Source organism: Amycolatopsis sp. NPDC000009, assembly GCF_055563465.1.
Genome location: NZ_JBVHDI010000003.1, coordinates 610,500 through 630,437 on the forward strand (window position 1 = coordinate 610,500; position 19,938 = coordinate 630,437).

General features: G+C 68.3%; 18 protein-coding genes. 6 read left to right on the forward strand and 12 right to left on the reverse strand.

Translation table 11 applies throughout. The features are described 5' to 3' along the window. Positions 1 to 8: 8 nt before the first annotated feature. Positions 9 to 1,004, reverse strand: a complete 996-nt coding sequence (locus ACZ3HL_RS12675) for a YbhB/YbcL family Raf kinase inhibitor-like protein (RefSeq protein ID WP_465530780.1) — start codon at positions 1,002 to 1,004, stop codon at positions 9 to 11. Between the two features lie 76 nt (positions 1,005 to 1,080). On the opposite strand from ACZ3HL_RS12675, the gene ACZ3HL_RS12680 reads away from it, so the two are divergent. Beyond that, on the forward strand, positions 1,081 to 1,719 hold the full coding sequence (locus tag ACZ3HL_RS12680) for a GntR family transcriptional regulator (RefSeq protein ID WP_465531061.1): 639 nt from the start codon (positions 1,081 to 1,083) through the stop codon (positions 1,717 to 1,719). Between the two features lie 6 nt (positions 1,720 to 1,725). Here the strand turns inward: ACZ3HL_RS12680 and ACZ3HL_RS12685 are convergent, their stop codons facing one another. The 7 genes from ACZ3HL_RS12685 to ACZ3HL_RS12715 form a co-directional block, all read right to left on the reverse strand. After that, positions 1,726 to 2,607 carry a hypothetical protein gene (locus tag ACZ3HL_RS12685; protein WP_465530782.1) on the reverse strand — a complete coding sequence of 294 codons (882 nt, stop codon included), beginning with the start codon at positions 2,605 to 2,607 and terminating at the stop codon, positions 1,726 to 1,728. Positions 2,608 to 2,620: 13 nt separating this feature from the next. Beyond that, positions 2,621 to 3,916, reverse strand: a complete 1,296-nt coding sequence (locus tag ACZ3HL_RS12690; RefSeq protein ID WP_465420710.1) for a choice-of-anchor B family protein — start codon at positions 3,914 to 3,916, stop codon at positions 2,621 to 2,623. 92 nt (positions 3,917 to 4,008) lie between these two features. Then, positions 4,009 to 5,163, reverse strand: a complete 1,155-nt coding sequence (locus tag ACZ3HL_RS12695; RefSeq protein ID WP_465530784.1) for an epoxide hydrolase family protein — start codon at positions 5,161 to 5,163, stop codon at positions 4,009 to 4,011. A gap of 59 nt (positions 5,164 to 5,222) precedes the next feature. Then, positions 5,223 to 5,345 (reverse strand): hypothetical protein, encoded by a 123-nt coding sequence (locus ACZ3HL_RS12700; RefSeq protein WP_465530786.1) that lies wholly within the window; start codon positions 5,343 to 5,345, stop codon positions 5,223 to 5,225. Between the two features lie 96 nt (positions 5,346 to 5,441). Continuing rightward, positions 5,442 to 6,695, reverse strand: coding sequence for an HNH endonuclease signature motif containing protein (locus ACZ3HL_RS12705; RefSeq protein ID WP_465530787.1), 1,254 nt, complete (start codon positions 6,693 to 6,695; stop codon positions 5,442 to 5,444). 275 nt (positions 6,696 to 6,970) lie between these two features. Continuing rightward, the gene (locus ACZ3HL_RS12710; RefSeq protein ID WP_465530789.1) at positions 6,971 to 7,192 is read right to left on the reverse strand and encodes a hypothetical protein; all 222 of its coding nucleotides are present in this window, start codon (positions 7,190 to 7,192) and stop codon (positions 6,971 to 6,973) included. A gap of 153 nt (positions 7,193 to 7,345) precedes the next feature. Then, positions 7,346 to 7,945, reverse strand: coding sequence for a TetR/AcrR family transcriptional regulator (locus tag ACZ3HL_RS12715; RefSeq protein ID WP_465530791.1), 600 nt, complete (start codon positions 7,943 to 7,945; stop codon positions 7,346 to 7,348). A 164-nt stretch (positions 7,946 to 8,109) separates the two neighbouring features. On the opposite strand from ACZ3HL_RS12715, the gene ACZ3HL_RS12720 reads away from it, so the two are divergent. The 3 genes from ACZ3HL_RS12720 to ACZ3HL_RS12730 are packed head-to-tail and all read left to right on the forward strand — an operon-like array spanning position 8,110 to position 11,598. Further along, on the forward strand, positions 8,110 to 8,898 hold the full coding sequence (locus ACZ3HL_RS12720) for an SDR family NAD(P)-dependent oxidoreductase (protein ID WP_465420722.1): 789 nt from the start codon (positions 8,110 to 8,112) through the stop codon (positions 8,896 to 8,898). Between the two features lie 26 nt (positions 8,899 to 8,924). Next, entirely contained in the window at positions 8,925 to 10,052 is a 1,128-nt protein-coding gene (locus ACZ3HL_RS12725) for a DUF5938 domain-containing protein (RefSeq protein WP_465420724.1), read from the forward strand. Between the two features lie 16 nt (positions 10,053 to 10,068). Next, positions 10,069 to 11,598, forward strand: a complete 1,530-nt coding sequence (locus ACZ3HL_RS12730; protein ID WP_465530793.1) for an AMP-binding protein — start codon at positions 10,069 to 10,071, stop codon at positions 11,596 to 11,598. Here the strand turns inward: ACZ3HL_RS12730 and ACZ3HL_RS12735 are convergent. Then, positions 11,595 to 12,500 (reverse strand): Lrp/AsnC family transcriptional regulator, encoded by a 906-nt coding sequence (locus ACZ3HL_RS12735; protein WP_465530795.1) that lies wholly within the window; start codon positions 12,498 to 12,500, stop codon positions 11,595 to 11,597. The genes ACZ3HL_RS12730 and ACZ3HL_RS12735 overlap by 4 nt on opposite strands. 210 nt (positions 12,501 to 12,710) lie before the next feature. Between ACZ3HL_RS12735 and ACZ3HL_RS12740 the strand changes: the two genes are divergently transcribed. Together ACZ3HL_RS12740 and ACZ3HL_RS12745 are read left to right on the forward strand one after the other, a co-directional pair. Beyond that, positions 12,711 to 14,372 carry an amidohydrolase gene (locus tag ACZ3HL_RS12740; RefSeq protein WP_465530797.1) on the forward strand — a complete coding sequence of 554 codons (1,662 nt, stop codon included), beginning with the start codon at positions 12,711 to 12,713 and terminating at the stop codon, positions 14,370 to 14,372. Further along, positions 14,369 to 15,649 carry an MFS transporter gene (locus ACZ3HL_RS12745; protein ID WP_465530799.1) on the forward strand — a complete coding sequence of 427 codons (1,281 nt, stop codon included), beginning with the start codon at positions 14,369 to 14,371 and terminating at the stop codon, positions 15,647 to 15,649. The genes ACZ3HL_RS12740 and ACZ3HL_RS12745 overlap by 4 nt, the downstream gene beginning before the upstream one ends. 110 nt (positions 15,650 to 15,759) lie before the next feature. On the opposite strand, the gene ACZ3HL_RS12750 is transcribed toward ACZ3HL_RS12745, so the two are convergent. The 3 genes from ACZ3HL_RS12750 to ACZ3HL_RS12760 form a co-directional block, all read right to left on the reverse strand. Next, positions 15,760 to 17,334 (reverse strand): succinic semialdehyde dehydrogenase, encoded by a 1,575-nt coding sequence (locus ACZ3HL_RS12750; RefSeq protein ID WP_465530801.1) that lies wholly within the window; start codon positions 17,332 to 17,334, stop codon positions 15,760 to 15,762. Positions 17,335 to 17,347: 13 nt separating this feature from the next. Continuing rightward, entirely contained in the window at positions 17,348 to 18,976 is a 1,629-nt protein-coding gene (locus ACZ3HL_RS12755) for a GMC family oxidoreductase (RefSeq protein ID WP_465530803.1), read from the reverse strand. Between the two features lie 117 nt (positions 18,977 to 19,093). Further along, positions 19,094 to 19,933, reverse strand: a complete 840-nt coding sequence (locus ACZ3HL_RS12760) for an LLM class F420-dependent oxidoreductase (protein WP_465530805.1) — start codon at positions 19,931 to 19,933, stop codon at positions 19,094 to 19,096. Between the last annotated feature and the right edge of the window lie 5 nt (positions 19,934 to 19,938).

Genomic DNA, 19,938 nt, shown 5'->3' on the forward strand with positions numbered 1-19,938 from the left:
TGTCGTGTTCAGTGCCCGGGCGTGGGCGAAACGGCTCGACGCCGCACGGTCCGCTCGAGAATCCCGAGCGTGGCCTTGAGCGAGGACTCGGGGACCACGGGGAAGGTGATCCGTTCCTTCCACTCCTCGCCGACCTCCGACCAGTCGTAATAGGACGTCACGAGCGTGCCGCCCTCGGCGGGCTCCAGCCGGTAGCCGTAGATGTGCCGGGCATGCGGGCGGATCCGGCCCTCGACGGTCCAGGCGATCTCCTCGTCCGGGACGAGGGTGGTGATGACGACCTCGACGTCGTACTTGCCCAAGGGCACGTCGCCCAGGGCCTCCCGGTCCATGTGCACCACGAACCGGTCACCCGCCCGCTCGACCGGATCCCCTTCCGCGTCGAGGAGCATGCCCGACGCGTCGATGTCGACATGACCTTTCGGGTCGCTCAGGACCACGAAGACGTCCTCGGCGGGAGCCGGGACGAGCCGGGAGACCTCGATGCGTTCGGGCCCCGGGGTCTCCGCCGTGGCGACCAGGACCGCGCGACCGAGGACATGCTGGGTGATGGTGAAACCGAGGAAGGCGGGTGTGCAGTCGGCCGGGACGCCGAGCGACTCGACGTCGAGGGCGTGCACCACGACGAAGTAGCGGTGCACACCGTGCCCGGCGGGCGGCGCGGCACCGAGGAAACGGGCCAGGCGGGCGTCGTTCGGCACTTGGAAGGCACCGTCGGGAAGCCCGGAGCCGCTGTCGTCGCCGGCGCCTTCGGGCAACTCGGTGACGGCGGCGGGGATGTCGGCGACCGCCCAGTGCCAGAAACCGGAACAAGTCGGGGCGTCGGGGTCGTAGACGGTGACGGCGTAGCTCTTGGTGCCGAGCGGGGCACCACTCCAGCTCAGCTGGGGCGAGACGTCCTTTCCGGCCCTTCGACCAGGTGACCAGTCGACACCGGAGGTACTGGTGACGACGAAGGAGGCCACCTCGGGCAGCCGGGCGAAAGGATCGTTGGCGTGGGTCATAAATCGACCATAACATAAATAATCGATTATCTAGTGCTTCGTCTATGCTCCAGGGATGGCTTCACCGGACAAGCAGATGCTCTCCGAGCAGGTGTACGCGCGCCTGCGGGACGCGATCATGCGCGGCGACCACGCCCCCGGCGCCCCGCTCAAACCGCAGGATCTCGCCAAGGAACACGGCGTGAGCCTGGCGGTCGTCCGCGAGGCCCTCGTGCGCGTGGTCGGCGACGGCCTCGCCGACCGGCTCCCCAACCGCGGTTTCGCCGTCCCGGCCTTCTCCGATCGCCGCTGGCAGGAGATCACGGAGGCCCGCCGGACCATCGAACCGCTCGTGCTGCGCCTCTCCATCGAGCGCGGCGACCTCGACTGGGAGGCCCGGGTTCGGGCCGCGCACCACCGGCTGAGCCGCACGCCGCCGTTCGTGCCCGAAGAAGGCGAATACATCAGCGGGGCCTGGTCGGAAGCCCATCGGGTCTTCCACCGGACCTTGCTGGACGGCTGCGGGAACCCCGTCCTGCTGGAGACCTTCGACCGGATGTGGACGGCGAGCGAACTGGCTCGCCGCTGGGCGGCGCACCGCTCCCCCGGCCGCGATCACCTCGCCGAACATCGCCTGCTGGAGGAAACGGCGCTGGCCCGTGACGCCGACGCGGCGGCCGAGGCGCTGACCCGGCACCTCACCCTGACGGCGGCCGCGCTGACCGACGAGTCGTAAGTCCGGTCAGTCCACCGCGACCGTGATGGCCGCCGTGTGCACCCGCCCGCCGTGGGAGAATTCGAGGAACAGCCGGTACTCCCCGCGTTCCGAGAACAGCGAGTGGAAGGTCAGCTCGCCGTCGACGAGCGCCGCGCCGAGCGGCTGCACCGGATGCAGATGCGTGGCCGACAACAGCATGGTGTGGAATCCGGTCATATGCCCGTTGGCGCCCAGATGCGGGTCGACCGAGGTGACGAGCGCGCCGTCGGGCCCTCGGATGGCGAAGCGGAGGACCTCGGCCCGCATCGCCGGGATCCGGGTCTCCCCGTCCACCCGCGCCACGCGGTATCCCGTGGACGTCACGGTGTCGCCCGCCGGAGCGGGCACCGGAACGAAGGTGGTGTCGCCCGGCACGGTGAACGGGACACCGAGCACCACCGGATGCTTCGGATCCTTCGTGTCGAGCGGGACGAACTCGGCGAACATCCGGTAGGCGCCGCCGTCGGTCAGCGCGAGGCTCGTGTGCCACGTGTCCCCGTCCAGTACCGGGTGCACGTGCTGGAAGACGTTCATGTCGTCGCGCACGGCGAAGAAATGCATCTGTTTGGTCTGGTTGTCCAGGAAGCGGGTGACCGGCCGCCCGTCGGGCCCGAGGATCCGGAACGCGACCGGTACCTCGGGGCCGCGGACGGCGGGCGTGGTCACCCGCTCGAACCGGTACCCGCTTTCCGCCTCCGACAGCCCGTCGCTGTGCGCGGCGGGAAGCAGATCCGCCGTCACGACGGGCTGCCGGTGAGCGGAATGCGCGGAGCCGGGTGTCGGCCGGAGTGCGAAGAACACCGCGGCCGCGCCGATCACCAGTGCCAGCGCGAGGAACAACCAGTCCGTGATCCGGGGCTTGCGCACGCCTGCCCTCCGGTCACTTGCCGCCGAGGTTCGGCTTCACCACGACCAGGCCCTGTTCGATGCCGTTGACGATGACGATGCCACTGGAGAAGTACGGGTAGTTGCTCCACGCGCCGTTGAAGCGCGCCGCGTTGCCCGCCGGGTAGATGTCGAAGTAACCGACCTCGGAAAGCTTCGCCGAAGCGACCCCGCTGACGTCCAGGATGCGCAGACCCGCCTGGTAGTTCGCCTGGTAGGAGTACTGGCCCTTGATGTACTGGTTGTGGTCGATCGCGGTGGCGGGCGAACTGTAGACGCCGGTGTGCACGGGTGCGGACAGCTTGGCCAGGTCCCAGACGTAGGTCTTGGTGCGCTTGTCCGTGCCGCGCGACTCGTCCAGTTCGTCGTCGAGCAGGAAGTACCGCTGGTCACCGGTCAGCCAGCCCTGGTGCGAGTACTGCGCGCCCGAGTAACCCTTGCGCGAGATCTGGACCGGCCTGGCCTTGTCGGTGACGTCGACGATGGTGAGCGTGTCCTCGTTGGCGTTGAAGCAGATCTCCCTGCCGCTGTAGGCCGAGTCCGGCCCGCGGTAGACGACGCATTGCGTGTCGTGGGTGTAGCCGTCCTGCGACACGCAGCCCGCCTTGGCCGGCGCCTTCGGGTTCTGGATGTTGACGATATGCGGTCCGCCGCTGCACGTGTTGGAGCCGATCGCGTAGGCGAAACCGGTCTCCTCGTTGATCGCGATGTTGTGCGCGGGACCGAATTCCCGGTAGAGCGCGTCGGCGGTGAAGGTCTGCGGTGTGGTGACGGTGCGCAGCCTGGTCAGGTCGAACACCTGCATCCCGTGCCCGGTGATGAAGTCGGCCACGATGAACGCGTGGTTCTTGTACACCTTCATGTCCCGCCACGAGCTGCTGCCGCCGTTCGAGGGCAGGTTGCCGAGGAACTTCGGCGATGTCGGGACGCTCAGGTCGACGAACGCGGTGCCGTTGGTCCGTCCGACGATGGCGTATTCCTTGCCGGACGACGGATCGGTCCAGCCCCAGATGTCGTTGCCGTTCCCGCCGCCGAGGCCGGACAACGGAAGCACGCTGAGCAGATCGACGTTCTTGCACGGGTACTTGTCGGCCATGCCGTTGACGCACGGGACGCCCGCCGCGGTGCCGGTGACGGCGTGCCGTTCCGCCGGGACGTGGTCGGCGAGGAAGGTCCGGGCCGCGGCCTGTCCCTCCGCCGTCTCGGGATCGTGCGCGGACGCCGCCGTCATCGAGAACACCAACGTGGAGGCCGTCAGCACGGCCAGCCCCATCATGCGCACGAGTTTCATGGAGGTACTCCTCACCGGAATCGATCGGCTTCCGACGGTAAGAGCACCCCGGTCCCGTTGTATCCCCTCGAACGTAGGGGGCTTTTAACCGTTTATGCGAGGTCCCGGAACGCTTGCCTGATTTCGGTCGCCAGGAGGTCCGGCTGCTCGAGTCCAGGGAAGTGCCCGCCGCGGTCGGGTTCGCTCCACCGGTGCAGGTTCCGGTAGCGGCGCTCCGCCCAGCGTCGCGCGGTCGGCCAAGGATCGGCGGGGAACAGCGAGACGGCGGTGGGCACGGTCACCGGCCGCGCGTTCTCCTCCTCCGCGCTGCGCGGCACCCACCGCATCGCCTCCCAGTACCAGCGAGCGCTCGAAGCGCCCGTCCTGGTCAGCCAGTACAACGTGATGGTGTCGACCTGCTCCGCCGGACTCACCCCGCCGCCGTACTCCGGCCGGTCGTCGGCGTAGGCGGCGAACTTCTCGCCGAGCCAGGCGGCGAGCCCCGACGGCGAATCGAGCAGCGAGTAGCCGATCGTCTGCGGGCGCGTGCCCATGAGCATTCCGAAGCCGTATCCGTCGGACAGATGCAGGTCACGCCGGTCCAGCGTGCGGCGTTCGGCCGCGCTCGGCGCCGCGAGGTCCTCCGGCAGCGGCGACGCCGAAGGCATCGTCAGGTGCAGGCCCACGACCCGCTCGGGCGCGTGGCGCGCCAGTTCCGTGCTGACGACCGCGCCCCAATCCCCGCCATGGGCCCCGAAACGCCGGTACCCGAGCGCGGTCATCAGACCGGCCCACGCCCGGGCGGTCCGGCCGGGATGCCAGCCGCGCTCGCGGGGCCGTCCACTGAAACCGAAGCCCGGCAACGAAGGTACGACCACGTGGAAGGCATCGCTCGCGGAACCGCCGTGGGCCACCGGATCGCTGAGCTGCCTGATCACCTTCTCGAATTCGAGGATCGATCCCGGCCAGCCATGGGTCAGGATCAGCGGAAGCGCCGCGAGCTCGGACGAGCGGACGTGCCAGAACCCGATGTCCAGCCCGTCGATCCGCGTCCGGTAGTGGGGAATGGTGTTCCACCGGATCTCCCTCGCCCGCCAGTCGTGTCCCCGCCATTCCTGGAGCAACGCCGTCAGCCGGGCCAGCTCGATCCCCTGGGTGTCGTCCGAAACCGTCTCGGCTTCGGGAAGACGGACCCGGGCGAGGCGAGCGTGGAGGTCGGCCAGATCGCGATCGGGGACGTGGATGGTGAAGGGTTCGATATCGGGCACAGCGCCGAAACTACGGGCGGGTCACGAGGTTTCCCATGCTCGGAATTGACGTTCGGCGGTCAGGGATTGCGCAGTTCCGGCCGCATGGCATGCCGGGAGCTCCGCCGCGAGCCGCCTGTCCAGTCACGCGTGTCGTCCATCCCCGCACGCGTGTCGTCCATCCCCGCACGCGTGTCGTCCATCCAGTCACGCGAACCCGCCCCACGCGATCGGGTGCTCCCAGCTGAAGGCATGCCGAAGGGCCCGTCGCCGGTGTGGCCGACGGGCTCCTCGGAGGTTCAGACGTGGTGCAGGGTGTTGCGCCGGGGTATTCGGAGCGGATCCCGGTACTGGGGCGGGATGAACTCCGGTAACCCATCGGCCGCCATCCGTACTTGCCAGTCGCCGTGATGAATCAACCGGTGATGGAATCCGCACAGCAGCACCAAATTCCGAAGATCAGTCGGCCCGCCGTCCACCCAGTGCTCAATATGATGAGCGTGACAATTCTTCGGCTTCCGGTGACAGCCGGGGAAGGCGCAGCCGCCGTCGCGGATGTTCAGCGCCCGGCGTTGGCCTGGGGTGACGAACCGTCTCAGCCGTCCCATATCCAGCGGTTCACCCGAGGCGCTCATCACCACCGGCAGCATCAGGCAGTCGCAGGCCGCTAGCCGGGCTTCCCGCGCGGTCATCGTCCCGACGAAATCCAGACACGCGGTCCCGAGGCCCGATTTGAGTTCCTCCAGCCCGATGGTGACATGAACAAGCGTGCGGTAGCCGCTGGTGCCCGGCTGGTCCGGGCAGGCGATCGCCAGATCGAGCAGATCGACCCAGGCGTCTCCCATGCGTTCGCACTTCATCCGCAGATCCGCCTGCCCGAACTCGTCCACCGGCCGCGGCTGAGCATGCGCCTCCAACGCCGCCGCCGTGCGAGCACCGGTCTCGTCATCCAAAAGGCCGGTCAGCTTCCAGAACCCGTCCTTACGGCGCTCCAAGGTGATCTCGCGGCGTGGTTCCTTGGGTTCGGGTTCCTTGGGTTCGTTGCCGTCGGGGTCGAGCCAGCCTAGGAGGTTCGCCTCGGCCTCGACGAGTTGGTGAGGGCCGGCGTTAGGGGCGAGATCGGCGAGGATCTTCTCCGCGGTGGCGCGGTCTTCGGTGGAGGTGTCGGCAGGAAGCCGCTTCAAGATCTCCAGGATCTGATCGATCCGCTCATCCCCCACCAACCCCTCCGCCGCCACCGCAGCCGTCGCGGGAGCAACCGGCGGAACCTCGGTACCGTCCAAAGCGCGAGTGGGATTCAACGCGAGGGCCCGGTTCACCACCGCACGCGCCTCACCCACCGAAAACCCCGCCATATCGGCGAACCACTTATCCGTACGGCCATACCCGTACAAGTCTTTGGGGCCCCGATTCTCGATCTCCGCCAAAAACTGCCCCAAACCGGCAGCGGCCATCCGAATCACCCGCAAGGACTGCTGCACGCCATGCGCAAGCTCCAGCTTGCCGGCGCGCCACAGTTCTTGCGGCAACTCGGGGAGAAAGGTCTCGGACACCCCTCCATAATACCGCAAAACAATCGCACACGCGTTCGTAATTTTATGCAACAAAGAACGTGTGCATTCAACACTGAAGTGTGAAGCAGGGCCGTAAGCGCAAGCCACAGTGACCCCGGGCATCGCAATAAGAACAGCACGCGGTGACTTCACCGGCAGCACAGCTCGAATCAGCACCCGCCGCCACCATCGCCGAGAAGACGGCGCGCGGCTCGACAGATGTTGGCATCCCGGCGCCAGGATCGGGACCACGCCGATCAGGGGACGCTTCTCGCCTACAACGACGACGGATCCACCGGGATCTGCAATCTCGAAAACGGCACCAGAACGTGGCTGAACCTGCGATGGACGGCCGCCCACAACGGCCCGCCCGCGTGATGGAAACGAACGACGGCACAGAGTGGCCCGAAGCCGACATCATGGACGGCACCTTCGCGGCGGAAATAGCCGTCGACATGGTCAGCCTGCGCCACGCGCGAGAACGACTGGAAGCCCATGAAGCCGCTTCCACGGAAGGCCGTGCGGAGTTCGAGCGGTTATGGGCGGACTCACGAACGGAAATGACGCAGCTCGAGGTCCGGGCGCCTACGACGGCGCGGCGATCAACGCCACCGATCAGGCGAAACCGTTCGAGGAGCCCGTCGAACGGACTACGAGACCAGCCGCCTGAGCAGCGCCCCGGCGTCCTCGGCGAGGCCATCGGCGAGATGGTGTAGCAGCGCCTGCTGGAACAGCCCGTCGAAGGCGGCGTATGCAACCTGCCTGGTCACGACGGGCGCCGCGTCGGCGAGTTCGGCATAACGCTCCACGACGCGCCAGATCATCGCCTGCCGCTGAGTGTCGATTTCCAGCACGTCGGCTCGGAACGCGGCCTCGAAGAGGCTCTGGTTCCGCAGGTCGTACCACAGCCGGTGCATCACGGCGTCCGCCCGCAGCGTGTCGGCCATCGCGACGCCGAAGCCGCGCTCGAGCTCCTCGGCCGACTTCGCCATGGCCACGGCCTCGTCGTAGCGGGTCACGCACACTTCTTCGAACTTCCGGACCGCGTAGGTCAGCAGCTCCACCTTGTCGGTGAAGTAGTAGTGCAGCACCCCGTGCGAGAAGTTCGACTTCTGCGCGATCTCCCGCAGGCTCGTCCTCGCGTACCCCAGCTCGGACAACGCCTGCAGCGCGGACTCCGCCAGTTCCGCCCGCCGCTGGGCGAACTTGTCCACGCTCCGGCGTGCGATCCGCTCGCTCGTCTCGGTCACCACGAGTTCCTGTCCGGTCCGGGAGCCCGCGCCTGCCGCGGGTCCCACAGTCTAGCGTCGCCGAATTCTTGACAACTGTCCAAGGAAATCTTGACGACTGTCCAAAACTGGCTCAGGATGTGACCCACGCCGCAACCGCGGACCGTCTCAAGGAGGAGAAGTCCATGGGTTCGTACGACCTTTCGGGCAGGAAAGCCCTGGTCACGGGTGGAGCGCAGGGCCTGGGCGCCGGAATGGCCGAAGCGCTGGCCCTGGCGGGCGCCTCGGTGGTCATCGGTGACGTCCAGGAGGACCTCGGGCGCGTCACCGCCGACAAGATCAACGCGGGCTTCGTCCGGCTCGACGTCACCGACGAACAGAGCTGGGAGCAGGCGGTCGCCGCGGTCATCGGCGAACTCGGCGGGCTGGACATCGTGGTGAACAACGCCGGCGTCGAGATCACCGGGCTCGTCGCCGAACTGGACCCCGCCGACGTGCGCAAGATGCTCGACGTCAACGTGCTAGGCACCGCGCTCGGCGTGAAGCACGCCTTCCGCGCGATGCGGCCCGGCGGGCCAGCGGGCACCGGCGGCGCCGTCGTGAACATCGCCTCGGTCGCCGCGACCATCGCCTTCCCCGGCATCGCCGGCTATTCGGCGACGAAATCGGCGGTCGACCGGCTGACCAGGGTCGCCGCGATGGAGGCGGGGAAGCTCGGCTACGGCGTCCGCGTCAACTGCGTCTACCCCGGCCTCGTACCCACTCAGATGGGTAACCAGCTCGCGCAGGACGTCGTCGAGGTCGGCCTGTTCCCCAGCGTCGAAGAGGCCATCGGCGCCGTCATCGGGCAGACCCCGGCCGGACGGCTCGGCGAGGTCGCGGACATGGCCGACGCCGTCGTGTTCCTCGCCTCCGACGCCGCCCGCTTCATCACCGGCGCCGGGCTCCCGGTCGACGGCGGAATGGGCATGTGACCAGCACCAACTCGAAAGGAATCACCATGAGCAGCCCCAAGCCCGTCGTGGTCTACGGCGCCTCCGGCTACACCGGACGGCTGATCTGCGAGTACCTGCGCGAGTACAACGTCCCGTTCATCGCCGCCGGCCGGGACAAGGCCCGCATCCAGGAGGCGATCGACCACGTCCCCGGTCTCGACACCATCGACCACGAGGTCGTCGAGGTCTCGCACGACGTCGAAGCGCTCACCGAACTCTTCCGTGACGCCAAGGTCGTCTGCAACACCGTCGGCCCGTTCAGCGAGTACGGGCACGAGGTCGTCGAAGCCTGCCTCCGCACCGGAACGCATTACCTCGACACCACCGGCGAACAGGACTGGCTGATCTCAGCCGAGGAGCGCTACGGCGCGCGGATGGCCGAGAAGGGCCTGCTGCTCTCCCCTGGTATCGCGCAGATGTACACCACCGGCGAGATCGCGGCGAACCTCTGCCTGGAGACGCCCGGACTGGACACTTTGGACATCCTGGTGTTCTGGAAGGGTTATCCCACGGTCGCTTCCACGAAGACCATCCTGGTCAACGCCGCGCTCTCGGCCGCGTACTACCTCGAACAGAACGAGTACCTGCCCTGGCCCGCGGACGGCGGCCTGCAGGACGTCACCGTGCCCGGCCACCACGAAACCGGGCTGGCCCTGCCGTGGGGCGGCACGTCGCATCCGGTCTGGTTCAAGAACGACGCCCGCGTGGCCAACGTCAAGGCCGTCGGCGGTGTCTTCGACCGCGCGCTCATGCAGGGTGTGCCGCAGATCGTCGCGGCCGTGCTGGAACAGGTGAAAGACCTGCCACTGGACGAAAAGATGCGCGTGCTGGCCGAGCAGGCCGCGGCGGTGCGCGACGAGATGCCGCCGCGCGAGAATCAGCGGCTCAACACGTCGCTCGATTCGGTGCACGCCTCGGGACCGCTGGGCCGCGCGCACTGCGTCATCCACGGCACCTGCAACTACAAACAGACCGGGCTGATGCAGGCTTACGGTGCCTACTCCTTGCTGCGGCAGCCGCCGAAACGGGTCGGTTTCGCGTCCGGGTGCCAGGCATTCGGTCACCGCGAACTGCTCGGCGTGCTACGAAGCTTCGGGCTGGTTTCGAATCCGGTCTTGACCGTCCACGACTGACCGGAAGGACGAGCGCGTGCGACTGACCGACTACCTCGACAAGGGCGCTTCACTCGACCCGGCTGCGCCCTGCCTCACCATGGGCGACACGTCCCTCAGCTACGGCGAAGTGCGGGAATTGTCGTGGCGGGTGGGACGGGCCCTGGCCCGCTCGGGCGTCAAGCCCGGCGACAAGGTGGCGATCCTCTCCGGGAACGATCCCGTGTCGTTCGGTTGCGTCTTCGGCATCAGCCGGGCCGGCGCCGTGTGGTGCCCGGTCAACCCGCGCAACGAGGCCGCCGAGAACAGGGAACTGCTCGACCTGTTCGACTGCACCTGCCTTCTGGTGCAGGAGTCCTTCGCACCGCTCGTCTCCCGGATGCTCCCCGAGTTGCCAAAACTGTCCACAGTGGTCTGTCTCGACGGCTCGATGCCCGGCGCGGTCCCGTTTTCCGACTGGATCGACGACGCCGGACCTTGGGAGGAGACCCCACCGGACGACCTGGTCCTGCTCGTCGGCACCGGCGGCACCACCGGCCGTCCCAAGGCGGTGATGCTCAGCGGCGCGAACGTCGAGACGATGTCGGCGCTCACGCTGATGAGCTATCCGTTCACCGGGCGGCCGCGTTACCTGGCGCTCGCCCCGCTGACACACGCGGCGGGCGTGCTCTGCTTCCCGGTCCTGACACTCGGCGGCGAGATCGTCGTGATGCCCTCGCCGGACCTCGGCGAATTCCTCACGCTGGTCGAAAGCCGCCGGATCACGCACACTTTCCTGCCGCCGACCCTGATCTATCTCCTGCTCGACAATCCGGCGCTGGACGGCGCCGATCTCTCGTCGCTGCAATGCCTTTGGTACGGCGCCGCGCCGATGTCGGCCACGAAACTCGCCGAAGCGATCACCCGGATCGGCCCGGTCTTCGGGCAGCTGTTCGGCCAAAGCGAAGCGCCCATGATGATCTCCACGCTCTCCCCCGCCGACCACGTCCATCCCGACGGCTCGCTCGCCCTCGAACGGTTCACCTCGGCGGGCAGGCCCACCCCGCTCACCCACGTCGCGATCATGTCCCGGACGGGTGAACTGCTGCCGCCAGGCGAACGCGGCGAGATCGTCGTCCGCGGTTCTCTCGTGATGCTCGGCTACTACAAGAATCCGGATGCCACGGCCGAAGCGAGCGCGCACGGCTGGCATCACACGGGCGACATCGGGTATCTCGACGACGAGAACTACCTCTACATCGTCGACCGCGCCAAGGACATGATCATCACCGGCGGCTTCAACGTCTATTCGGCCGAGGTCGAGCAGGCGCTCATGGCCTGCGAAGCGGTGCAGGACTGCGCCGTCATCGGGCTGCCGCACGAGAAATGGGGCGAGCAGATCACCGCCGTTGTCCAGCTCCACACCGGGAAAACCGTGGCGGCACAGGAACTCCGCGCAGCCGTCAAGGAACGGCTTGGCAGCATCAAGACCCCCAAGGAGATCCTGGTCTGGCCGGACCTCCCCCGCTCCAAGATCGGCAAGGTGCTCAAGACCGAGATCCGGAAGGCCTTGCTGGACGACGACTAGCGCCGCGCGAGTTCTTCCGCGGTCGGCAACGGCCACTCGTACCGTTCCTTGGCGATGCGGAGGTGCACCCACGTCTCCGCGGTCACGACGTCGGGCCTGCCGCTGATCTCTTCGAGCGCCCGGTCGAGGTCACGGGCGGACTGCGCCGCGATGGTGGCGACGACGTCGAACCGGCCGATGGTCCTGGCCAGGAACTCGGTGTCGTCGCGCGCGGCGAGCGCCGCGGTCACGGCGTCGCCGGCGGCCCGCACGTTGAGACCGATCCCGCAGACCAGCCCGGCGTCCGGGCGGGCGCGGCTGAGCACCGGTGCGATCCGGATGACGTCGTGCTCCAGGAGGAAGCGCACGCGGGTGCGGGTGGCCGACGGCGAAAGCCCGACGTGCTCGGCGATACTCGCGTAGCTTTCCCTGCCGTCGGCCTGCAACCGCAGCATGATCGCGAGGTCGCGGTCGTCGAGCCGCAGCCAGGGCGGCAGCGGACGGCCGGGCATGAACAGGCCCTTGACCACGTCCACGTAGACGAGCGTGTTGACCTGCTCCACCTCCGGCAGGCCGCGGATGTCCGCCACCGTGCGGTAAAGCTCCGGGGAATCGGGCAGGCGCAGCTCGGCGACGGTCTGGTACTCCCCGCTCACCGCGGAGACGAACGCCGCGGCGGGCAGCGCCGCGATGGCGTCCGTCGTCGCCTGCGAGCGACCGGACGTGCGGATCGCGAGATGGGCGTACGCGGTCAGGCCGAGGAACTCGGGATGGACCGCCGCGACCACGTTGAGCGAACCGTCGGCCCTCAGCTGCTCCAGCCGGGCCGCCACCGCCGACCGTGACGCCCCGGCCCGCTTGGCCAGATCGGCCACGCTCATCCGGCCGTCCGCGCGCAAAGCCGCGACCAGCGCGTCGTCCACGGCGGTTTCCCCTCTGCTGAATTTCCGACGGCGTGCGGCACCATATCACCGATGGAAACGCCTCTCGGACAGCACAGATTGCGTGTTATGCCCATTGTCGCCGCCATATCGATCGTGAACATCGTCTGTGTACGACTGATCTGATTGCGTTCACGGATTTCGTCGCTTACCTTCGCCCCACTTCACCGACGAACCCCTGGAGTCCGCGCGATGCGTCTGCTGCCCCTCGATCGTTCAGTCCTCGACGCGAGAGCGACGATCCTGCTTCCCGACGAGCTGGTGACCGTCGACGACGCCACCGAGGGCGCCGAAGCGGTACTCGTGTTCGGCGAGGAGATCGCCGCCGTCGGCTCCGTGGACGAGTGCCGCGACCGCGCCGCGGGCCTCGGCCGCCCCGAGCCGGAGGTGCGGCGGCTGCCGGGCACGCTCCTGCCCGGTTTCATCGATCCGCACGCGCATCCCCTGATGTACGGGCAGATGATGACCTGGGTGGACTGCGGTCCCGAACGCGCGTCGGCCATTCCCGAGATCGTCGCGCTGCTGCGCGAGGCGGCCGAGAACACCCCGGCGGGCAGGCCTGTCCGCGGTTACGGCTACGAGCACCGCAACCTCGCCGAGAAACGCCACCCCCGCAAGGAGGAGCTCGACACGGTCGCCGATGACCGCGAGGTCTACCTCATGAACGCGAGCGGGCACGGCGGAGTGGTGAACAGCTTCACGTTGTGGCGCAACGGCGTCACCCGTGACACGCCGGATCCCGACGGCGGGGTGTTCTTCCGTGACGAGCACGGCGAACTCACCGGGGAGCTCTCGGACGCGGCGTGCAACATCCTCACCGGCGTCACCGGGGTGAAGGTCGGGCGGCACGGGCCGAACTTCCACCTCGAAGACGAGCCGGAGGAACACGCGCGGCAGCTGGCCGCGGCGCAGGAGAAGTTCCTCGCCGCCGGGGTGACCGCGATCGGCGACGCCCAGGTGACGCGCCGCGAGTTCGACATGTACCTGCGGCTTGACGAAGCCGGTCTGCTCAAGACTCGGATCCACATGTACCTGCTGTCGCATCTGCTCGACCAGGCGCTGGAAATGGGGCTGCACGGCGCCTTCGGCACCACGCGCCTCGCGTTCGCGGGGATCAAGTTCTACGCCGACGGCACGCTCGGCGGGTGGACCGCGTACTTCCCGGACGGCTACGTCGGCGATCCGTGCCGCACCGGGCAGCTCTACCACGACCCGAAGGACTACTCCGCGCTGATCGGCAAGGCGCACGAGGCCGGGCTCCAGACCGCGACCCACGCCCAGTCCCCCGACGCGATCGCCATGGTGCTCGACGCCATCGAGGACGCGCAGCGGCGCGATCCCCGGCCCGACGCCCGGCACCGCATCGAGCACTGCGGGCTGCCGTCCCAGGAGCAGATCAAGCGGATGGCCTCGCTCGGCGTCCACCCGGTCAACCAGTCGCAGCACTACTACAACTGGGGTGAAGGCGTCACCGACGCGGTCGGCACCCCCGGCGAACGGTTCAACCCTCTCGGGGAATTCCAGGCGGCGGGCGTCCCGGTCACGCTGAGCTCGGACGCCCCGGTCGCGGAGCCGAACCCGCTCGAAGCCATCCAGACCGCGGTGACCAGGACGACCCGCCGCGGTCACCGGCTCGGCGGCGACGAACTGCTGATCGACGTCCGGTCGGCCGTCGCCGCCCATACGATCGCCGGCGCCAGGGTGCTCGGCCGCGAACGCGACCTCGGCTCGATCACCCCCGGCAAACGCGCCGATTTCGTGCTGCTCGGCGAGAATCCCCTCACCTGCGAGCCGGACCGGATCGCCGGTGTCCGCGTGCTCGAAACCTGGATCGACGGCGAGGTGGCCCGATGAGCGTCCAGACCGGCCCCCAGTCCCTCCGGCGAGCCCGCCGGGCCGGGCTCGCGGCCTTCGTCGGCACCACCATCGAGTGGTACGACTTCTACATCTACGCCACGGCGGCGAGCCTCGTCTTCGGCACCGTGTTCTTCCCCGAAACCGGTGACCGGCTGACCGGGGTCGCGGCGGCCTTCGCCACCTACGCGGTCGGGTTCTTCGCGCGGCCGCTCGGCGGCATCGTGTTCGGGCACGTCGGCGACCGGGTCGGCCGCAAGACCGCGCTCGTGGTGACCCTGACCATGATGGGCGCGGCGACCTTCCTCGTCGGCTGCCTGCCCGGATACGCGCAGATCGGCACCTGGGCGCCCATCCTGCTCGTGGTGCTCAGGTTCGTGCAGGGGCTCGCCGTCGGCGGCGAATGGGGCGGCGCCGTGCTCATGGCCGTCGAACACGCGCCGCCGGACAAGAAGACCTTCTACGGCGCCTTCGCACAGGCGGGCAACCCGGCGGGCGCGCTGCTGGCCACCGGTCTGTTCAGTCTCCTGAGCACCGGCGGCACCGAATGGCTCACCACGTGGGGCTGGCGGATCCCCTTCTTCGCGTCCGTGCTGCTCATCGGCGTCGGCCTCATCGTGCGGCTGAAGGTCGAGGAGTCACCGGTCTTCGAGGAGACCGCCGAAGAAGCCGGCGTCCCCATCCTCTACGCCGTCCGGACGAACTGGAAACCGATCCTGCTGGGCATCTGCGTGCTGCCCGTCGCGGTCGGCGGCTACTATCTGGTCACCACCTTCGCGACGGCGTACGCGACAGATCCGGCCGTCGGCGTCTCCGAATCGCTCGTGCTCAACGCGCTCACCATCGCCGCCTTCGTCGAACTCGTCGTCAGCTTCGGCGCGGCCTGGCTCGGCGACCGCTTCGGCCGGGTGCGGGTGGTCGTGATCGGCCTCGCCGGTGTCGCCGTGCTGGCGGCTCCGCAGTTCCTGGTGCTGTCGACCAAGAACGCGGCGCTGATCATCGCGGCGTTCGTGGCGATGCGCCTGGCGATGACGGCGACCTACAGCCCGATCGCCGCCGTCCTGTCGCAGATGTTCCGGCCGCGGGCGCGGTACACCAGCATCTCGCTGTCGTACCAGCTGGCGGGCGCGCTCTTCGGCGGGCTCTCGCCGCTGGTGTCGACGCTGCTGTTCCAGGCGACCGGCAGTATCTGGCCGGCGATCGGCCTGCTGATCGGGATGTGCGTGCTGAGCATCGTCTGTGTGCTGGCCGCGCCGCAGCACACCGACGAGGTCTAGCCGGCGACATTGGGAACTGACCGGCTCCCGATCCGCCGCTCACGCCTCGCAGGGCGGGCCCCGAACCTCCAACGGCCGTGTCCGGCCGCGCCGCAGCACACCGACTCCGTCTAGCGAATGCGCAACCGCCGCATGAGTTTCAGCCCGGACAGCATCCCCTCGACGTACTTCTCGTAGGTCTGGCCGCCGCGGGGGCCCATGACCTGTTTCTTGAGCACCGCCACGTTCTTCACGTCGGTGTACTTGAGCAGGCCCTGGTCCCCGTGGCGGGCGCCGACGCCCGAATTCTTGACACCGCCGGACGGTGTCCCCTTCGAGGCGTACGCGGTGGCCAGGATGTCGTTGATGTTGACGTTGCCGGACTCGATCCGCGCGGCCACGGCACGCGCGGCACCGACGCCGGCGCCCCAGACCGAGGCGTTGAGGCCGTACTCGGTGTCGTTGGCGAGCGCGACGGCCTCGTCGACCGTGCGGTACTTGTGCAGCGCGACAACGGGTCCGAAGGTCTCGGTGACACCGCAGAGCATGTCCTTCGTGACGCCTTCGAGGATCGTCGGTTCGAAGAACGCCGGGCCGAGGTCGGGCCGCGGCTTTCCGCCACAAAGGACGGTCGCGCCCTTCGCGACGGCGTCGTCCACATGGGACTTGACCCGGTTCATGTGGTCGACGGAGACGAGCGAGCCCATGTCCGGCCCGAAGTCGTAGGCGGCGCGGACGTCGAGTGCCTTGGTCTTGGCCACATACGCGTTCTTGAACTCGTCATAACGGGACTCGGGCAGGTAGATCCGCTCGATGTGCATGCAAATCTGCCCGGTGTTGCCGAACGCGCCGAAGATCGCGCCCTGAACGGTCTCGGCGAGGTCGGCGTCTTCGAGCACGATCATCGGGTTCTTGCCGCCGAGTTCGAGACAGCAGCCGATGAGGTTGCGGCCCGCCCGTTCGCCGATCACCCGGCCGGTGGCGGTGGAACCGGTGAACATCACGTAGTTCGCCTGGTCGATGAGGGTCGGGCCGACGTCCGGCCCCTCGCCGCACACCACCTGGAACAGGCCCTTCGGCAGCCCGGCCTGCTCCAGCAGTTCGACACCGAGGAGCGGGGAGAGCGCGGTCTTGTTGTCGGGTTTCAGCACCACCGCGTTGCCGGCCATCAACGCCGGGACGGCGTCGGAAATGCCGGTGGCGAACGGGAAGTTCCACGGCGCGATGATCCCGACCACGCCCTTGGGCTGCCGGATCTCGGTGGACGTCGTCAGGAACGGGACCGGTCCGCCCCGTTTGGCCGGTGCCAGCAATTTGGCGGCCCGCGTCAGGTAATGGCTCATCACCATCGCCGGATCGCAGGTCTCCTCGATCGCCATCCGCCGGTTCTTGCCGCTCTCGACCTGGATGAGGTCGGTGACGGCCGGCGCGTTGTCGACGAACAGCGTGTGCGCCCGTTTGAACACCTCCAGCCGCTGCTTGAGCGGCGTGGCGGCCCATTTCTCCTGCGCGGCGCGCGCGGTGGTGAACGCGTGCTCGATGTCGGCGGGGGTCGACTGGGGCAGCTCGACGAGCACGTCACCGGTGTAGACCTCGGTGAGTTTCCAGGTCGCGCCGGACGAGCCCGGCACGCGGGCGACGAGCCGCTGGAGGAACGCGTCGGTCACCGACGCCGGACGGGTGAGCGCGAGCGGTGTGACGGTCATGGCCCTCTTTCCGTCAGTTGTCCGAGAGGACGAGCTGCGCACCCATCTCGCCGATCATGATGGCGGGCGCGTTGGTGTTGCCGCCGGTGATCGACGGCATGATCGAGGCGTCGCAGACCCGCAGTCCGTCGACACCGCGGACCTTGAGATCAGGACTCACGACGGCGAGCTCGTCGACGCCCATCCGGCAGGTGCCGACGCCGTGGTAGACCGACGTCGCGCGGTTCAGGATCGCGTCGCGCAGTTCCTGGCCCCGCAACCCCTTGCCCGGGTGGAGTTCTTCCTTGATCGAGCCGTTGAAGGCGCCCGAAGCGAAGATCTCGCGGACCATCTCCGAGCCCTCGCCGAGCAGTTCGAGGTCGGCCGGGTCGGAGAGGTACTGGGGGTCGATGAGCGGTGCCGCCGTGGGATTCGCCGAAGCGAGGCGCAGCGTGCCGCGGCTCTTCGGGTAGATCAGTGTGGTCAGCACGGTGAGCGCGGGCCGTTTGTCGACGTCGTGCCGGATCGGCGCGTCCTGGTTGGGTGTCACGTACGCCCACGGCAGGAGGTGGAGCTGGAGGTCGGGCACCTCGGCGGCCTGGGAGGTCTTGAGGAAGGCGACCGCCTCGAAGACCGAGTTCGCCAGGAACGTCGTCCCGGGCCGCAACAGTTCGCTGACGAGGCCGCGCGCGAAGTACGGCGGCGTGCCCCGGTTCTTGCTCGACGACGCGCGGAAGGTCAGCGCGTGGAACATGTGGTCGTGCAGGTTGTCGCCCACCGGCAGGTCCGCGACGACGTCGATGTCGTGCTCCTTGAGGTGCTCGGCGTGGCCGACCCCGGACAGCATCAGCAGGTGCGCGGACCCGACGAAGCCCGCCGAGAGGATGACCTCCTTGCCCGCGCGGAGGATTCGCTGCCCCCCGTTCGCGTCGACGACCTCGACGCCGACCGCGCGGCCGTTCTCGATGACCACCTTCTTCGCCAGCACCCCGGACTGGACCTCCAGCGTGGCCGGCGCGAGATGGTGGATGTAGCCACGCGAGGCGCTGTAGCGCAGGCCGTCGGCGGCGTTCTGCTGCATCCGGCTGACGCCCTCTTGCGACTCGGCGTTGTAGTCGTCGAGGATGTCGCAGCCGATCGCGTCGGCGGTCGCCTGGAGGAACTGGAGGGTGCCCTCCTGCGGGGTCTTGTTGCGGGTGACCCGGATCGGCCCGCCCGCGCCGCGGAAGTCGTTCTCGCCGTCTTCGAAATCCTCCATCCGCTTGTACGCGGCGTTGACGCTGTCGGCGTCCCAGCCCTTGTTGCCCTCGGCGGCCCAGGAGTCGAAGTTGGCGCGGTTGCCGCGGACGTAGACCATGCCGTTGATGGAACTGGAGCCGCCGACCACCTTGCCGCGCGGCACCGGCATCCGCCGATCGAGAACGTGTTTCTGCGGCACCGAGTAGTAGCCCCAGTCGAACGGCTTCTTGAGCTGGGGCACCGCGTGCATCGGTCCGACCAGTCCCGGCTTCCTGACGAGCAGCTTGTCGTCGCTCTTACCCGCCTCGAGCACGATCACGCTGGCACCGGACTCCGCCAGCCTGCCGGCGATCGCGGCGCCCGAGCTGCCCGATCCGACGACCACGTAGTCGGCTTCGTCGCCGCGCGCAGCCCTGTTCGCCATGTCCGCTCCTCGGTCCGCCCACCGTGCAGAACTGTAACCTGTTCTAGTTCTGTCACCGTATAGCGAGACCGGCCGGTTCCGCAACGGGCGGTCACTCCCCGGCCGGAATTCGAGACCTCAGCGGAGCGGTTCGAGCACCTTCGCCAGCGGCTCCAGCACGGCGGGGGTGTGCGGCGGCGGCAGGTAGATGATCGCCAGGTCGAGGCCCGCTTCACCGAGGGCTTCGACATCCGCGGCGACCTTGGCGTAGTCACCGTCCGTGCCGAGGCGGACGTGCGACGACAAGGTGATCTCGCTCGGATCCCGGCCGATGTCCGCGCAGTGCCGGTGCAGCACCTCGCGCTTGTGCGCGAACTCCTCCGGCGTACCGCCGACGAAATTCCAGTGCTGGGCGTACTTCGCGGCCGTGCGCAGGGTCCGCTTCTCGCCGCTGCCGCCGATGCAGATCGGCGGATGCGGCTTCTGCACGCCCTTCGGTTCACAGCGGGCGTCGGTCAGCTGATAGTGCTCGCCCTGGAACGTGGTGGTCTCCTGGGTCAGCAGGCCGACGAGCACCTCGCAGGCCTCCTCGAACCGGTCACTGCGTTCCTTGATGGTGCCCAGTTCCATGCCGTACGCGCCGGATTCCTCCTCGTTCCAGCCCGCGCCGACGCCGATCTCCAGCCGTCCGCCGGAAACGATGTCCAGTGTCGCGGCCATGTTCGCGAGAAGCGCGGGGTGGCGATAGTGGATCCCGCTGACCAGCGTGCCCAGCCGGAGCCGTTTCGTGGCCTGCGCGAGCGCGGTGAGCGTCACCCACCCTTCCAGGCACGGACCGGTCGAATCCGAGAAAATGGGATAGAAGTGATCGAAGGTCCAGCCGGATTCGAAGAGTTCGATCTCGTCGGCGGCCTGCCAGACGGCGAGCATGTCGGACCAGACGGTGTCCTGCGGCGAAGTCTTGATGGCGAATCGCATGATCT

What these genes read in the sequence shown, in the direction of transcription:
- ACZ3HL_RS12725 (WP_465420724.1), top strand. Translation starts at nt 8,925, where the DNA reads ATGAGCAGCCCCAAGCCCGTCGTGGTCTACGGCGCCTCCGGCTACACC.
- ACZ3HL_RS12710 (WP_465530789.1), bottom strand. Translation starts at nt 7,192, where the DNA reads ATGGGCTTCCAGTCGTTCTCGCGCGTGGCGCAGGCTGACCATGTCGAC.
- ACZ3HL_RS12745 (WP_465530799.1), top strand. Translation starts at nt 14,369, where the DNA reads ATGAGCGTCCAGACCGGCCCCCAGTCCCTCCGGCGAGCCCGCCGGGCC.
- ACZ3HL_RS12740 (WP_465530797.1), top strand. Translation starts at nt 12,711, where the DNA reads ATGCGTCTGCTGCCCCTCGATCGTTCAGTCCTCGACGCGAGAGCGACG.
- ACZ3HL_RS12750 (WP_465530801.1), bottom strand. Translation starts at nt 17,334, where the DNA reads ATGACCGTCACACCGCTCGCGCTCACCCGTCCGGCGTCGGTGACCGAC.
- ACZ3HL_RS12760 (WP_465530805.1), bottom strand. Translation starts at nt 19,933, where the DNA reads ATGCGATTCGCCATCAAGACTTCGCCGCAGGACACCGTCTGGTCCGAC.
- ACZ3HL_RS12690 (WP_465420710.1), bottom strand. Translation starts at nt 3,916, where the DNA reads ATGAAACTCGTGCGCATGATGGGGCTGGCCGTGCTGACGGCCTCCACG.
- ACZ3HL_RS12680 (WP_465531061.1), top strand. Translation starts at nt 1,081, where the DNA reads ATGCTCTCCGAGCAGGTGTACGCGCGCCTGCGGGACGCGATCATGCGC.
- ACZ3HL_RS12675 (WP_465530780.1), bottom strand. Translation starts at nt 1,004, where the DNA reads ATGACCCACGCCAACGATCCTTTCGCCCGGCTGCCCGAGGTGGCCTCC.
- ACZ3HL_RS12720 (WP_465420722.1), top strand. Translation starts at nt 8,110, where the DNA reads ATGGGTTCGTACGACCTTTCGGGCAGGAAAGCCCTGGTCACGGGTGGA.
- ACZ3HL_RS12700 (WP_465530786.1), bottom strand. Translation starts at nt 5,345, where the DNA reads ATGGACGACACGCGTGCGGGGATGGACGACACGCGTGCGGGGATGGAC.
- ACZ3HL_RS12755 (WP_465530803.1), bottom strand. Translation starts at nt 18,976, where the DNA reads ATGGCGAACAGGGCTGCGCGCGGCGACGAAGCCGACTACGTGGTCGTC.